General features: G+C 49.0%; 15 protein-coding genes. 12 read left to right on the top strand and 3 right to left on the bottom strand.

Features of this window, described 5'->3' with window-relative positions:
* Positions 1–201: 201 nt before the first annotated feature.
* The 10 genes from O4H47_RS10050 (at position 202) to flaF (ending at position 8615) form a co-directional block, all read left to right on the top strand.
* Complete coding sequence (locus O4H47_RS10050) at positions 202–1317, top strand: flagellar basal body P-ring protein FlgI (RefSeq protein ID WP_269393850.1); 1116 nt, start codon at positions 202–204, stop codon at positions 1315–1317.
* The gene (locus tag O4H47_RS10045) at positions 1317–1655 is read left to right on the top strand and encodes a rod-binding protein (RefSeq protein WP_269393849.1); all 339 of its coding nucleotides are present in this window, start codon (positions 1317–1319) and stop codon (positions 1653–1655) included. The genes O4H47_RS10050 and O4H47_RS10045 overlap by 1 nt, the downstream gene beginning before the upstream one ends.
* Complete coding sequence (locus tag O4H47_RS10040) at positions 1652–2143, top strand: hypothetical protein (protein ID WP_269393848.1); 492 nt, start codon at positions 1652–1654, stop codon at positions 2141–2143. Before O4H47_RS10045 ends, O4H47_RS10040 begins: the two co-directional genes overlap by 4 nt.
* A 108-nt stretch (positions 2144–2251) precedes the next feature.
* Complete coding sequence (locus tag O4H47_RS10035; RefSeq protein ID WP_269393847.1) at positions 2252–2635, top strand: hypothetical protein; 384 nt, start codon at positions 2252–2254, stop codon at positions 2633–2635.
* Positions 2636–2827: 192 nt separating this feature from the next.
* The gene (locus O4H47_RS10030; protein WP_331283676.1) at positions 2828–3934 is read left to right on the top strand and encodes a flagellin; all 1107 of its coding nucleotides are present in this window, start codon (positions 2828–2830) and stop codon (positions 3932–3934) included.
* A 158-nt stretch (positions 3935–4092) separates the two neighbouring features.
* Complete coding sequence (locus O4H47_RS10025) at positions 4093–5205, top strand: flagellin (RefSeq protein ID WP_269393846.1); 1113 nt, start codon at positions 4093–4095, stop codon at positions 5203–5205.
* A gap of 209 nt (positions 5206–5414) precedes the next feature.
* Positions 5415–6530 (top strand): flagellin, encoded by a 1116-nt coding sequence (locus O4H47_RS10020; RefSeq protein ID WP_269393845.1) that lies wholly within the window; start codon positions 5415–5417, stop codon positions 6528–6530.
* Between the two features lie 191 nt (positions 6531–6721).
* Complete coding sequence (locus tag O4H47_RS10015) at positions 6722–7834, top strand: flagellin (protein WP_269393844.1); 1113 nt, start codon at positions 6722–6724, stop codon at positions 7832–7834.
* Between the two features lie 21 nt (positions 7835–7855).
* A complete protein-coding gene (gene flbT / locus O4H47_RS10010) occupies positions 7856–8293 on the top strand; it encodes a flagellar biosynthesis repressor FlbT (protein ID WP_269393843.1) in 438 nt (145 codons plus the stop codon).
* Entirely contained in the window at positions 8232–8615 is a 384-nt protein-coding gene (flaF, locus tag O4H47_RS10005; protein WP_269393842.1) for a flagellar biosynthesis regulator FlaF, read from the top strand. The genes flbT and flaF overlap by 62 nt, the downstream gene beginning before the upstream one ends.
* Positions 8616–8672: 57 nt before the next feature.
* Here flaF and O4H47_RS10000 read toward each other — a convergent pair whose 3' ends face one another.
* The 3 genes from O4H47_RS10000 to O4H47_RS09990 form a co-directional block, all read right to left on the bottom strand.
* Entirely contained in the window at positions 8673–10172 is a 1500-nt protein-coding gene (locus tag O4H47_RS10000) for a hypothetical protein (protein ID WP_269393841.1), read from the bottom strand.
* A gap of 17 nt (positions 10173–10189) precedes the next feature.
* Complete coding sequence (gene flgK, locus O4H47_RS09995; RefSeq protein ID WP_269393840.1) at positions 10190–12037, bottom strand: flagellar hook-associated protein FlgK; 1848 nt, start codon at positions 12035–12037, stop codon at positions 10190–10192.
* A 64-nt stretch (positions 12038–12101) separates the two neighbouring features.
* Positions 12102–13475, bottom strand: coding sequence for a flagellar hook protein FlgE (locus tag O4H47_RS09990; RefSeq protein WP_269393839.1), 1374 nt, complete (start codon positions 13473–13475; stop codon positions 12102–12104).
* A 282-nt stretch (positions 13476–13757) separates the two neighbouring features.
* Here O4H47_RS09990 and O4H47_RS09985 point away from each other — a divergent pair, with 282 nt between their 5' ends.
* Both O4H47_RS09985 and O4H47_RS09980 read left to right on the top strand, forming a co-directional pair.
* The gene (locus tag O4H47_RS09985) at positions 13758–14627 is read left to right on the top strand and encodes an ATPase (RefSeq protein WP_269393838.1); all 870 of its coding nucleotides are present in this window, start codon (positions 13758–13760) and stop codon (positions 14625–14627) included.
* Positions 14628–14725: 98 nt separating this feature from the next.
* Complete coding sequence (locus tag O4H47_RS09980) at positions 14726–15637, top strand: homoserine O-succinyltransferase (RefSeq protein ID WP_269393837.1); 912 nt, start codon at positions 14726–14728, stop codon at positions 15635–15637.
* The last annotated feature ends 187 nt before the right edge of the window (positions 15638–15824 follow it).

Below are 15824 nucleotides of genomic sequence, written 5' to 3'. Positions count from 1 at the left end.
CCACAGTTCACCAGCAAATCACCAAGAATAGGCAGCTTTTTCCTCTAAAATTTTCCAGACAAAGATTCATTTCAAAAAATCAATGCATTTCAACGCCTTAACGGAAGTCGAAAATTGGCACGATATTCGCAACTGTTAGGGCAATAGCGATGGAACATGTGCTGGGGAGCATATGCATCATTCGAACAATTGGGGAAGTTGATGACCAAACTGACGGCATTTATTATTTCAGTCCTTTGTGTCCTAACGATTGCTCTGGGCTTTGTAAGCAACGCGAACGCCGCCCGGATCAAAGATATTGTGGACATTGAAGGTGTTCGTGAAAACCAACTGGTGGGCTATGGACTTGTGGTGGGCCTCAACGGCACGGGTGATGGCCTCAACAATTCACCTTTCACCAAACAAAGCTTGCAAGCCATGCTGGAACGCATGGGCGTCAACACATTGGGCGCATCAATGCGAACCGCAAATGTTGCCGCCGTTATGGTCACCGCCAACTTACCGGCATTCGCATCGCAAGGCTCAAGAATTGACATCAATGTTGCAGCCCTTGGCGACGCCAAAAGCTTGCAGGGCGGCACATTACTCGTTACCCCGCTAATGGGTGCAGATGGCGAGGTTTACGCAATTGGGCAAGGTCAAGTTGCGATAAATGGATTTTCCGCTGGTGGGGATTCAGCCACTGTTATTTCCGGTGTGCCGACAACTGGCCGCATTTCCTCGGGCGCCATCATTGAGCGGGAAGTAAACTTCTCCTTAGGTGCGCGTCGTTCAGTCCGCTTGGCGCTTCGCAACCCCGATTTCACCACATCTCGCCGTATTGCGCTCGCCATCAACAATTTGATTGGCATGCCAACCGCAGTCCCCATTGATAACGCTACGGTTGAATTGACCCTCCCACGCGGCTTCAATGGCAACATTGTGGATTTGGTCACCGATATTGAACAACTGGTGGTCACTCCAGACCAAACCGCCAAAATCGTAATTGATGAAAACTCCGGCATCATTGTCATGGGACGTGAAGTGCGTGTGTCAACAGTTGCTGTTGCGCAAAGCAACTTAACTGTAACGATCACAGAAACACCAGAAGCCTCGCAGCCAGCACCGCTTTCACTTGGTGAAACCGTTGTCCTGCCGCGTACCGAAGTTGCAGTTGATCAAGTGGACAGCAAATTGGCATTGGTTGAAGAAGGTGTCACCTTGCAAGAGCTCGTCGACGGCCTAAATGCCTTGGGCATATCACCACGAGACCTCATCTCGATTTTGCAGGCAATAAAATCCGCGGGCGCACTGCAAGCCGAAATTGAGGTAATGTAATGGCCTATTCCCAAATTCACATTCCGGTGCAGCGCCCAGCGCATATGCCCGAACAAGCTTTCAATCAGCTCAAAAGCAAAGCCGTGGAACTCGAAGGTGTGTTTTTAAATACCCTGCTTTCTCAAGTTTCTTCAAGCGTAGACACTGAGGGGGACTTCGGTGGAGGCTACGGCGAGGAAACGTGGCGCGGCATGCAAGCCTCTGAAATGGCAAACAGCATGGCCCAAGCGGGCGGCATAGGCCTTTCAGACAGCATATTGCGAGATCTCATTGCCACTCAGGCGGCATCAAACTCACCTCAATTTACTGCACTTCCAGGCGGAGCATACAAAAAATGACACCTCAACAGATGCGCGCTCAAGCACTCGCAAAAACCAGAAAGCTTCCTATGCCGGATAGTCCCGAAAAAGTATGCGCCGACGCCGATATCGCTCTTCACTCATTAGTTGATGTGACGAACAAGGAAACAAATCTGCTCCGGGCTGGCAAATTACTAGAAGCAAGTGAGCTTGCAGCACGAAAAGCTGAATTGGCCCAAACTTACGTCGGTCTCGCCCGCGCAATTCAATCAAACGCGCAGGAGATAAAGGAAACAGCACCACACCTTCTGCAAAAACTGCAACAAGGCCAAGCTGCCCTTGCCACACAAATGGCTGAGAACTTGCGTGTGCTTGCCACCGCCAAATCTTTGACCGAAGAAATCGTCAGCAGCGTCGCATCTCAGCTGGGGCAGTCAAACCAAACCGCAGCATACGGCAACACCGGCCGCGGCACGGCCACTCAAGCAGCTTCCATCAAAGGCGTTTCGGTCAACACATCCCTGTAACATTAATTTCAATTTGAATTAATTAGCATCGATTCAAATCATTGAACTTCAACACGCCTCCTCCATACTAAAAACTGCCAAGAAGGCTGATTTTAATGGAGAAGACCCGTGAACCTCAGAATTGAGTCGGCAGCCGGTTTTCAAGGTGGCGCTTTTGCCGCTGGCAATGCCAGTTTAAAAAGCGAACATTATGGCAAACCGGACGCTGCCGCTGCGAAAGCACCCGCAAGCGACGCTAAGCCTGCGCCACCGTCACCCCAAATTGTGACTGCGGTCAGTGAAAAACCGATCGACCAGTTTCCAAAGCTCGTTGGACCAGCAGCGCCAGCCAGTGTGCTCTTTGAAGCATCCCTGGTGGCAAGCGCAAAGGTCAAAGCCAGCGAAGGAAATACCGATGGCGAGAAGCCAACAAACACCATTTTTCCGCGCATGATCAATCGCCGGTGGGTCCCCTCACCCGCAGCCATGCGCATGCTCGAGGACCTTAAATAAATCAACCAGTTAAACGAAAGGAGATAACCCTCTATTAACCCTAAAACACACCCCACTTGCCCCGTTAAGGTTTGATTCAATCAACCCGGGCTTTATGGGTGCCATGCTGGAGAAAACACTTGTTGGTGTTGATCCGGGTTTAGCGTGAGCCAGAAAGGCTCACTTGTATGCCAGAATGGAGTATTTAGTATCATGGCTATTCAACTATCAAATGCAGTTCGTCAGAACCTTAACGCACTTCAAAGCACAGCTGAAATGCTGGGCCAAACTCAAAACCGTCTATCGACTGGTTTGAAAGTGAACTCAGCGCTGGATAATCCAGGTTCTTTCTTTACAGCACAATCATTGAATTCCCGCGCTTCAGACCTTTCATCACTTCTTGATGACCAAGGCCAAGCCGTTCAAACGCTAAAAGCGGCTGATGAAGGTATTCAATCAATCACAAAACTTGCTGAAGCTGCCAAAGCGAAAGCAAACCAAGCTTTGCAGTCCTCTTCAACAGCTGACCGTCGCAAGTTCGCTGGCGAATATAACGAATTGATGACACAGATTGAATCAATCGCAAAAGATGCTGGCTACTCAGGCAAAAACTTGCTTGCTGGTTCAGGCAACGATTTGTCAGTGGTATTCAACGAATCTGGTTCATCAAAAGCAACTGTTACTGCTGTTGATTACACAGACACAACTGGCACTCTAGGTCTTGCAGACCAAGCCGTTGGCGTAAACGGTACTGTGTCAATTACCCTTGCTGCCATCAACGCAAGTGATGAAGCTGGCGATACATTGGAGCTTTCTGTCGGTGGCTCAGTTGTTTCAACAGTTGCCCACACCGCCGACCACGATATCGATGCCTTGGCCGCAACTTGGAATGCGATTGACGGTGTGACAGCTACCGTTAACGGCACGAGCATCGACATTGTTTCGGAAAATGGTCAGGTTTCAATCGATGATACCGATGCAACCGCAGACCTTGCGACAACAGCAAGCACCAACTATGTCAAAGGTGGCTTTGACACAGATACGGACATTAACGCGACTTTGTCAAAACTAACTGACGCATTGGGTTCACTTCGCTCACAGGCTTCAACATTCGGTACAAACTTGACTGTTGTTGAAAACCGTCAGGACTTTACAAAGTCTATGATCAACACATTGCAAGAAGGTGCAGGCAAACTAACACTTGCCGATTCTAACCAAGAGGGTGCGAACCTTCTGGCCTTGCAAACACGTCAGTCTTTGGCTTCGACTTCACTGTCATTCGCCTCACAAGCTGACCAAAATGTGTTGCGTTTGCTCTAGTTCAAACAAACAGATAAGTAGATTTCAAGGCGGGTCTTCGGATCCGCCTTTTTTGCACCCTGCAAACGCCATTAACCTAGCGTTAGGCATAATCAGGCATTTTCTAGAAAGAGGTTCCAGGAAGGAGCCCTTAAGTACCTAGAAAAGGAATTTAGTAAATGTCTGAAATGATTCATCTTTCGTCCGCAGTGCGTCAAAACCTGCTCTCACTGCAGAATACCGCGGACTTGATGTCAAAAACCCAAAACCGTCTCGCTACCGGCCTAAAGGTCAACTCAGCGCTCGACAATCCGGGTTCATTCTTCACAGCTTCTTCATTGAACAATCGCGCATCTGATCTTGGCGGCCTGCTAGACGATATGGGCCAAGCCGTTCAAACGCTGAAAGCTGCAGACGAAGGCATCCAATCTATCACCAAATTGGTAGAAGCTGCAAAAGGCAAGGCAAACCAAGCTTTGCAATCTTCATCAATGGCTGACCGACGAAAGTTTGCCAGTGAGTACAACGAGCTCCTTTCACAAGTTGAAACACTCGCAAAAGATGCTGGCTATTCAGGTAAGAACTTGCTTGCTGGTACGGGCAATGATTTGTCGGTTGTATTCAATGAAGACGGCACTTCAAAACTAGGCGTTTCTGCAGTTGATTATACTGATTCAACGGGTGCGCTAGGGCTTGCAGATTTGGCCGTCGGTGTAAGCGGCACCGTATCAATTACCCTTGCTGCTATTAACGCAAGTGATGAAGCTGGCGATACATTGGAGCTTTCTGTCGGTGGCTCAGTTGTTTCAACAGTTGCCCACACTGCCGACCACGATATCGATGCCTTGGCAGCGACTTGGAATGCGATCGACGGTGTTACTGCTACCGTTAACGGCACTAGCATCGACATTGTTTCGGAAAATGGTCAGGTTTCAATCGATGATACCGATGCAACCGCAGACCTTGCGACAACAGCAAGCACCAACTATGTCAAAGGTGGCTTTGATACAGATACGGACATCAACACTTCGTTGACGTCACTATCCTCCGCATTGGGCACACTTCGCTCTCAAGCGTCTACCTTTGGTACAAACCTCACCGTTGTTGAGAACCGTCAGAACTTCACCACTCGTCTAATCAATACGTTGGAAGAAGGCGCCGGCAAGTTGACATTGGCAGATAGCAACTCAGAGGGTGCGAACCTTCTTGCATTGCAGACTCGCCAGCAACTTTCTTCAACCTCACTATCGTTCGCCTCTCAGGCAGACCAAAACGTGTTGCGTTTGTTCTAAGCTTAACAACTCCACACAATTTCGCAAAAGGCGGGTCTTCGGATCCGCCTTTTTTTTCGTTCGTAACATACTGAAAACAAACACTTTCGCAAAATGCGACGTCTTTTTTCGCAAAATGCAACCGCGTTAACCTTTCGTTATCCATAGACTGGCATCCTCAACATACGGCCCCAGAATGGGGTTCTGTATAGCCTAGAAGAGGAAAAATAATGTCTGAGATGATTCATCTTTCAGCGGCCGTACGCCAAAACTTGCTCTCGCTGCAATCCACAGCGGACTTGATGTCGAATACGCAAAATCGACTGGCAACCGGCCTCAAAGTAAACTCCGCCCTTGATAACCCAAATTCGTTTTTCACAGCATCCGCTCTGAACAACCGCGCATCTGACTTGAGCGGCTTGCTCGATGATATGGGTCAAAACGTCCAAACGCTTAAAGCTGCAGACGAGGGCATTCAGTCCATCACCAAACTGGTTGAAGCTGCAAAAGGTAAAGCCAATCAGGCTTTGCAAACATCTTCAATGTCCGATCGCCGCAAGTATGCGTCTGAGTATAATGAATTGCTTAGCCAGATTGAGGATCTTGCAAAAGACGCTGGCTACAATGGTAAAAACCTGCTTGCAGGCACAGGTAATGACCTGACTGTAGTGTTCAATGAAGATGGCACTTCAAAGCTCAACATTTCAGCTGTTGATTATACGGACACCTCCACAGGGCTCGGCATGGCCGATCAAGCCGTTGGCGTAAGCGGCACTGTGTCAATTACCCTTGCTGCCATCAACGCAAGCGATGAAGCTGGCGACACATTGCAGCTTTCTGTCGGTGGCTCAGTTGTTTCAACAATTGCCCACACTGCCGATCACGATATCGATGCTTTAGCCGCAACTTGGAATGCAATCGACGGCGTCACTGCAACTGTAAATGGCACGAGCATCGACATTGTTTCGGAAAATGGTCAGGTTTCAATCGATGATACAGATGCAACCGCAGACCTCGCGACAACAGCAAGCACCAACTATGTCAAAGGTGGCTTTGACACAGATGCCGACATTAACGCCGAACTCGCCAAAATGACGACCGCTTTGGGCACACTTCGCTCCCAAGCGTCGACTTTTGGTACCAACATGACCGTGGTTGAAAACCGTCAGAACTTCACCACACGTCTGATCAATACGCTTGAAGAAGGTGCCGGCAAACTGGTCCTTGCAGACAGCAACGAGGAAGGTGCGAACTTGCTGGCCTTGCAAACACGCCAGCAACTCTCCTCAACATCACTATCATTCGCATCTCAGGCAGACCAAAACGTACTACGACTCTTCGGATAGTAGTCTCGCTAGGCTCGGTCAGAAAACGGCTCGTGGGAACGAGCCGTTTTTTTATGCACAGATGAATCTCGCCGCTGTCCCATAATGGAACCCACTCAAGACTAGCGTTAACCTTTCGGTAAGGTTAACAATTCATTGTCGCTAAGAATCAAAGCGCAAGAATTGTTAACTTTTAGCCAGGATGGTTTAACATGGCCGACATTACCCTCTCCCAATCCGTCAGACAGAATCTTTTGTCACTTCAAAGCACAGCGGACTTGCTCGGGCGAACTCAAAACCGTCTGGCTACAGGACAAAAAGTAAACTCAGCGCTCGACAACCCAAATTCATTCTTTACTGCGCAAGGATTGAACAACAGATCCAATGACTTATCGACATTGCTCGATTCAATGGGACAAGCTGTTCAAACCATCAAAGCGGCAGATCAAGGCATGTCCACCATCGTCGATTTGGTGGAAGCGGCAAAAGCAAAAGCCAATCAGGCACACCAATCCAACCTTGTTACTGATCGCCAAAAATTCGCGTCAGAATACAACGAATTGCTGTCGCAAATAGAATCGATTGCAAAAGACTCGGGCTATTCAGGCAAAAACCTATTGGCCGGTGCGGGCAACGACTTGCAGGTTGTTTTTAACGAAGACAGCACGTCCAAACTCTCAATTGCTGCTGTTGACCTGACTGATACATCTGGCCTATTGGCCCTGCCCGACCTTACCGTTGGCACCGCATCTACCGGCACAGTGACTGAGGCAAACCTTATTGCCGGCCGCGAGCCAGGCGACACACTGACGCTTACAGTCGGCTCAAAAACACACACCATCGAATATGGCGCAACAACAACCGCTGCAGATATTGTTTCGGCGTTGGATGCCCTGCCGGACGTAACGGCAACAACTGATGGCACTACGGTGACCATCTCTACAGTTGGCGGCGGTAATTTTAGCCTGGACGACACAAACGCCACAGCAGATATGACGACAGTTACCGGCACAGGATATGCCCAAAGCAGTTTTGAGCTGGACACGTCGATCAACAACACCTTGTCTGCGATTACAGAAGCTTTGAATACTCTACGCGGGCAAGCCTCTACCTTTGGGACCAACCTAACCGTTGTGGAAAATCGCAAAGATTTCACAAAGCAAATGATAAACACATTGGCCATTGGCGCAGATATGCTCACCCTTGCTGACAGCAACGAGGAAGGTGCGAATATGTTGGCTTTACAAACACGCCAACAACTATCTTCGACCGCTTTGTCCATGGCGTCGCAGGCCGATCAAAACGTATTGCGTCTCTTCCAATAATAGGGGGCAAAGGACCAGTTTATGGCGCTCAAAGTTGAACTCAAGCCAAATGAAAAACTGATTATCGGCGATTGCGTGATCACCAACTCCGATCAGCGCACCCGCTTTTATGTGTCTGGGCACTCTCCAATTCTTCGCGAAAAAGACATCCTGACGTTTGAAACAGCCGACAGTCCAGCAAAACGCGTCTATTTCGCCATTCAGTTGATGTATTTGGAAGACGACATCGAAAAGGTGAAAGAAGATTACTTCACGCTGGTGAATGATTTTGTTCGCGCTGCGCCTTCAACCGTTGCGTTGGTGGACGATGTAAATAATGAGATATTAACGGGTTCACTATATAAAGCTTTGAAAAAGGCCAAGAAACTCATTGAGTATGAACGGGAATTGTTAGGGCATGCAACAACAGGCGGCAGCAGCGTATCAACAGACAGCCAAGAAGACGGCGAGTCCTCGTGAGTTAGAGGCGAGTTTGCTTTCAAAATCGGCGGCACAGTTACAGCGTATCAAAGACGATTGGGACAATAAGAAAAGCGAATTGGACGGTGCCCTCACCTACAATCGCAAACTTTGGACAGTTTTTCTCACCTCCGTCACAAAAGACGAAAACCCGCTGCCCGTTGCAATTAAGCAGAATGTGGCCAATCTTGGTATTTTTGTGATGAATCAGACCATTCAGATTTTGGCAAATCCTGCACCTGAGAAGCTAACCGTGATGATCAACATCAATCAAGAGTTAGCTGCTGGCTTGCGCACCCAAATGCAACAAGCCGCAGAATAAAAACCAAAAGCAGCTTTGAGAATTCTAAAGCGACGGTCTCGGATCGTCGCTTTTTGCTTATTGGACGTAATTGACCAAAGACAATTTGCTCACGATTGAAGCGGTTTGATAGCTCGCTTGCATACGGGTCTGCAGTGACAAAATGCGCATAGCGACTTCTTCAATTGGCGCTTCTTCAATATTCACCAACATATTATCCAGCATCGATTTTTGCTGCACTTGTCGTTCCGCAATACGACCATTTGTTGTTTTGGCCAAACCCAACTCCATTTGAATAACTTCAATAGAGCCTTTTTCAGAGTTATGACTTTCGGACAAACGGTCGCGCACGGCATTGTTAAGTGATTGATATTTCAACTTTGCATCCGGATCAGAGGGTGAGAAACCTTCTGCCGCAAACACTGCCAAAGAGCGTATCAGACGGGTTGGACCGTCTTCATTTGCTTGCGCCCCATAAGAAACCCGTGTGTTTTCATCCACCCGCGCGTCAACCGTCTGGCGCGGGTTCGTTGCGCTCTGCCCTGTATACCAGATCACTGTGTCTGTATCAGTTGCCGCCACCAAACCGGTTGCCGTGTCGTACGGTGGACCATCCACACGTTGTGTCGTCTCTCCGTTCGCGGCGAAGAAATTGTCCGACGCTGCAAAGGCCGACGCGGCCACCAGATCAGTTTTGGTCAGCTCAGCAAGTTTTGTGTCCAAAGCAGCCTTGAAGTTGGCCGCGGTTGCCGCGGTTGTACCGCCAATCTGGAATTCGTTTGACGAAGTTGGTGGCCCAGCCACTGCTTTCATTTGCGCCTGAATTGTGCGCCCATCTGGCATATCAAGTCCAATAATAATCCGCTCATTATCGTTCGGCTGCGCCGCAAAGTCGACGCTCAATGATGGTGGTGCTCCCGCCGGCCCGGTCAAGGTGGCAGCCGCTCCATCAGAGCTCAGACTATCAAGTTTAAAACCAAACGGATGGGTACCATCTTCACTCAAAGAAACAGCAGTGCCAACGATCCCAGTGGTTAGGCGCCCCATATTGGCCGCGCCCATGTCCGCCATTTTTCGTTGCGCCATTACCGTGCGAAAGCCCGCTTTACCGTCCTTGCCGTTCATGACCGCATCAAACTGCTCAACGGGGTTCTTTTCGGTTTCGTTACCGCCAAACAAATGCCTTCCATTGAGTTCACTATTCATCAAATCAATGAGCTCGGTCATCCGCGTCTCAGCCAAATACTGAGCGGCCGTCATATTGACGCCGTTGATTTCATAGGTACCCTGCTGCGCTGATGCACGCGCAGCGCCCTCAATTTCATCAACCCGCGACATCGTCGTAGACATGAAATTGATACGGATATTCACCATGTCAACATTCTGCTTGTAACTATCCAATGCGCTCAGCCGAGACCGCAAAGTCATATCGACAACACGGTCGCCGCCAAGTCCAGACAATGTTTGAGATTTCTGTCCTGTGCTCAATTGTTGCTGCAGCACATCCAAGTCGCTGCGCATGTCCGCAATCGAACGATAGTTAAATTGGGCTGGGAACATTGAGTTATTAATAATCATCGACTTATCCCTTTCCCTTAAATTTGCATCAGTGTTTCAACGAGTTCTTTGGCGATGCTCACCACCCGCGCATTGGCCGCATAGGCGTTTTGCAGCTGCAGTAGCATTGCCATTTCCTCATCAATATCAACGCCATAAGCTTCCTTGGCACGCATTTCGAGCGTTTCCATCACCACGCCCTGGCTTTCATAAGCTTGCTTAGTTGAGGCGATTACATTGCCTTGAAAGTTCAACGCTTGCTTGACCAAATTCTCCACATTACCAGAGACTTTGAAGAACCCCGTAGCCTGATCGGATGCCGTAGATGCAGTAAATTCCAAATTGGCCAACTGATCGATAAGATAATTGGGTCGCGTCGCATCACCAATTGAAGTGGTGGTTTCATGCTTCACCAGCAATGAGTTATCAGCAACAATCGCTTGGTTCACCGCAATTCGGCCGGCGTAGCCACGTTTTTGCGGAACACCATCAAGCGAGTTTGTAAAGCTGCCTCCACCATTATCAGTGAACAGTGACAAAGCTGTCCCAGCACCTTGATCGGCTGTTACTGTTGTGTGCGCATTCAAACTATTGATATCAGTGGTATTTCCCGCGCCATCGTCCATGAAACGAATTGTAGTCCCCGCAGGATTACTGACCGTAATCGCGGCACCAAGTGTTGCATTTAGCGATGTTGCAACAGCGCCAATTCCTCCGCTAAAATCCAGTCCAATTGTGCGGACACCATTTGCAGCCGTAGAATCCATCGGCAGTTTTGACGCATCATCAACCCGCACAACATTGACTGTTTTAGCGGTCCCGCCTTCCACATATTTCACAGTAAAACTGTTGCCAACTTGTACGTTGGCTAGGTCCACTTCAAAACCATTCGCTCCGCCAGCGGCCACGGCAGCACCTGCTGTATCAATGGTAGACATAGCCTGCGCCAAGCCAGCAGCAATCTCATCAAGCTGGTTTTGCAAGGTCACCAAGCTATTATCGCGTTGGTCCAACAGTGAAGAAATCCTGCCTGTGTGCAAAACCCCATGCGCAACAACATCAATTGCAAGACCAGAAGGGGTCGCAATGGTCAATTGGCCAACCCCAGATTTTGCTGGATCAGCGTCGTAAAGCGCAGTGGCTGCCAAATTTCCAGCGGTCTGGAACTGGAATTGCGAAGCCTTGCCATCCAACAAACCAATGCCAGATCGTGTGTGCAATGCAACAGAGCCGTCACCACGATAGTCAACACTCACGTCAACCAACTCGGAGATTTTGTTGATCAATCGATCCCGTTCATCCAACACACTTATGCGTGTATCATCGTCTCTTGTTGTGTCCGTCAAGTCAGCATTGATGTCTGCAAGAGATGACAAATATTGATTGACTTCAGAGACATGCACAGAGATTTGACTCTCCGCCTCCACCCGCATCGTTTGGGTCGAGCGCGACAAGAAGTTCAACGTTTCTGCCATAGATTGCGCCCGATCAACAACTTGAGATCGAGACACAAAGTCCTCTGGGCTAGTGGTAAGCGACTGTAGTGAAGCTTTCAGATTAGCAAGCTGTGTATCAAGTGAATTGATGCTGCCAGGCTTGCCCAGCAGCTGATCAATCTGGTTCATGAAACCTGCTTTGACGTCCATCGCGCCCATTTTACCGGTTTCACGATGTGTTTGCGTTTCAAGTGCTTGCACATAGGCGCGCTGCACCTTAGCAACACGCACGTTAACGCTGTTGACGCCAAGATCTTCAACAAGCGAAAGTTTTTGGCGGTGATAACCTGGGGTGCCCGCGTTCGCAACGTTACGGGACACCACGGTAAGACCGCGTTGGTTCATGTCCATTCCAGCGAGTGCGTTGCTAAGTGTTACACTTAATCCCATGATAATCCCGTTACAAACCTGAAGTCATAAAAGACGAGATAAAGGCGCAGCTAGGCGCCTAAACCTATCTCACCATATTGAGCGCTTCTTGCAGCATTTCATCAGCGCTCGACACAATCCTTGTGCCCGCTGCATATGCTTGCTGCGTCACAATGAGTTTCGTGAACTCTTCAGAAATATCGGTGTTGGAACTCTCTAAAGCAGCGCCCGTCACTTTGCCATCAATATCCAAAATCGCATCGCCAGATTCCGACGTTGCGGAGTAAATCCCCCCATCGTGCCGTCTCAGCTGGTTTTCCGAGTTGAACTGAGCGGTCACAACTTGCGCCAATTCAACTTTTTTGCCGTTGGAATAATTGGCAACAATTCGCCCTTCACTATTCACTTCAACTGAAACAAACTCACCAGCGGGATAACCATTTTGCGAAAGCTTTGTGACCTCCGCAGTTCCATTCGCATCAGAAAACTGCGTCACGCCATTGGACCCATGAATAAGCGACACATCACCAATGGTGATCCCATCAATTACCAATCCTGTTAGACTCACCGATGATACAGCCGGATCTAGCGAGCCGTTCGTACCAAAAACATAATCCTGGCTCACCTTTTTCCACTGAGGGTTCGCACCAGTGGCATCCCCGTCAAACTGATAGAACATGTTCCAAGTGTCTTTCGCAGCCCCCCCTTGGGCATAGCTGGCGGTTTTTGCCCACCGCAGCTGTACGTTCGCTGGTGCGCCATTTTCCGCATATACGGTGATCGCTCCGCCAGCGATTGAGTCAGCCAAGAACTTTGCGTTTTCGTCAGCATTTACGTTGCCAGTAGCGATCGGATCTACTGTATAGTCGCCAGAATCGAGCAATTCGGAATGTGTATTAACCGGATCATAGCCGGCGTTTTTCGGCAACTGAGGCAAGTTCAATTGATAATTGAAAACCGCTGTGCGTTGAGACGGAAGGAATGAGTTGTCCAGCTTAATAACCTCTGGCACAGAACCGGCAACGTTGCCCGTTTTGCTGTCAATTGGCAGGCCTTTAAGATAGGCCGCTGAACCGTTGACCAAATAGCCCTCTTTATCTACGTCAAAGTCGCCGCGACGAGTAAAGAAATCCGTGCCACCAAAAACCGCATTGCCATCATTGGTGCCGATTTTCTTTTCAACAACAAAGAAGCCACCGCCATTGATCGCCATATATGTGTTGCGGTCGGCTACGGTAATATCACCCTGCACGTCGTTCGTCGCACGTGATTGCGCCAACACCGCACCAGCAATTTGCCGTTTGGAAGGAGCATCTGGGATCAAATCAACAAAATCAGTTTCAATCCGTTTATAGCCAGTTGTTTGAGAGTTCGCGATATTGCCTGAAATATGTTCAAGCGCGAAGGACTGAGCTTGAAGCCCCGTCACTGCAGTCGCCAACGCACCATAAATACCCATTACATTCTCCTTTTGATCACGACGCACGCATCTGTTGCCAAATAGAATGCAATTACAGTGCCAGATTCATAACACCTTGATTCAAAAGGATTTCACTAAAAACACACAACACCAAACACTTGTTATGCGGCAGATTCAGCCCGGCACACGGCAAGTTTTACCCACCGCACAACAGAATGAACCAAACACATATTGTCTGACTTGCGGGCGCAACCATTCTCAGCTATGAGCAATTCAACGTTCATGCGCCCTGCCATTTGGGGCCCAACCTCAAGGTGCAAAATGCTTTTTGCAAGCGCAAATGAGTATCAAGAGAGCCCGCAAAAAGCGGTGACGACCTTTGGTATGTCTGGCGTTGGCAAAACCATGGTCGCCAGTCAGTTGCGCCGTTCAGGTTGGTTTCACTATTCTGTCGATTATCGCATTGGCACCCGCTATATGGGCGAGCATATTGTCGATAACTTCAAAAAGCGGGCGATGCGCGACCCATTTCTTGCGGGTCTATTGCGCTCCGACAGCATTTATATTGGTTCAAACATCACGTTCCACAACTTGTCACCCCTTTCGACCTATTTGGGACAACCTGGCGATCCAGAAAAAGGTGGGCTTGAATTTGCCGAGTTCAAACGTCGCCAAGCCCAACACCGCATTGCTGAAATATCGGCCATGCAAGATACCGCCTATTTTATCAAACGTGCGCAGGACATTTATGGCTATGATCACTTCATAGCTGATACGTCCGGTTCATTCTGTGAAGTGGTTGACCCCAACGATCCAAACGATCCGGTAATCCAAGCGGTCACACCTCACACTGCCCTTTTGTATATTCGTGGCACACAAGAAGACGAACAACGTTTGATTTCAAACTTTGTCAAAGCGCCCAAGCCCATGTATTATAGCCCAGACATGCTTGAAAACGCTTGGGGCCGGTACAAGGCCGAAAAGAACATTGCTAACGATAAAGATGTGGACCCAGACGATTTTGCTGTTTGGGGCTTCGCCGCCCTTGTGCGTCATCGTTTGCCTATTTATCAAGCGATCGCCGACAAATTTGGCTACATCGTAGAAGCACGCGACTATGAAACCATCCGCGACGACAAAGATTTCGACGCGATGATGATGATGGCGGTTGCACACCGCCATGCTGGTTGAGTTCTTAACCTCTTCCGCCTAAATCTTCTTTACCCTTAAATGTTGAAAACCCAGATCTGACCCGTCAGATTTTTAGCAACTCAAATTGGAGTATTTCCATGCCCATCAAAATTCCCAACGATCTGCCCGCTCGCAAAGTGCTGGAAGCAGAGGGCGTTATGGTAATGGACGAAGATCGTGCTGCCCGGCAAGATATTCGCCCGCTGCAAATTGGTTTGCTCAATCTCATGCCCAACAAAGAGCGCACAGAAACGCAGTTCACCCGGCTGATCGGTGCAACGCCGTTGCAGGTAGATCTAACATTGGTGCGCATAACCGAGCATCAATCCAAGAACACACCTCAAACGCACCTCGAAAGCTTTTACAAAACTTGGGACGAAGTGAAACACCGCAAGTTTGACGGTTTCATCATCACCGGCGCCCCCATTGCGCATTTGGAATTTGAAGATGTGGGCTATTGGGACGAGATGAAAGAAATCATGGATTGGACGCGGACCAATGTGCACACAACCATGTTTGTGTGCTGGGGCGCGCAAGCGGCTTTGCATTACTTCCACAATGTCCAGCGTTTCCGCCGGCCTAAAAAGGCCTTCGGTGTTTATCGTCATCAAGCAGCTGCAACCGCCTCGAAATATCTTTTGGGCTTTTCAGACGATTTTGCCATTCCCGTGTCACGGATCAACGACATCGATGAAGCGTCGGTGCCAAAGGATTTGGAGATTTTGGTGAGTTCGAGCGAAGTGGGTCTTTGCTTGCTGGATGACGCGGAAAATCGCCAGTTGTTCATGCTCAACCACCTCGAATATGATCATCGCTCTTTGGCCGAAGAATATTTGCGTGACAAAGAAGCAGGGCTCAATATTCAACCGCCGATTAACACTTTTCCGAACGACGATGTGACCAAAGAACCGCTAAACCGTTGGCGCTCACATGCCTATTTGCTGTTCGGCAACTGGATCAACCAGATGTACCAAACAACCGAATATGATCTGGATAATATCGGCAAATAATCGCGATATCTGATTCACATCATCAGCAAACACAGCCAAGCGATTGATTTCTCAACGCTTGGCTTTTTTGCGCCTACCAAATTCAACCACCGCAGCAAATTGGCTTGTTACGAGTTGGCGTACAACAGCATTCCGATCCGCGCGATCAACGAATAGTCACTCCATTATGGCAAACCAACCCTCACTT

Origin of the sequence: Maritalea porphyrae (assembly GCF_027213965.1) — a bacterium.
Classification (GTDB): domain Bacteria; phylum Pseudomonadota; class Alphaproteobacteria; order Rhizobiales; family Devosiaceae; genus Maritalea; species Maritalea porphyrae_A.
The sequence above is the reverse complement of the archived record's forward strand: the minus strand, read 5'-3'. Positions and strand labels throughout refer to the sequence as shown.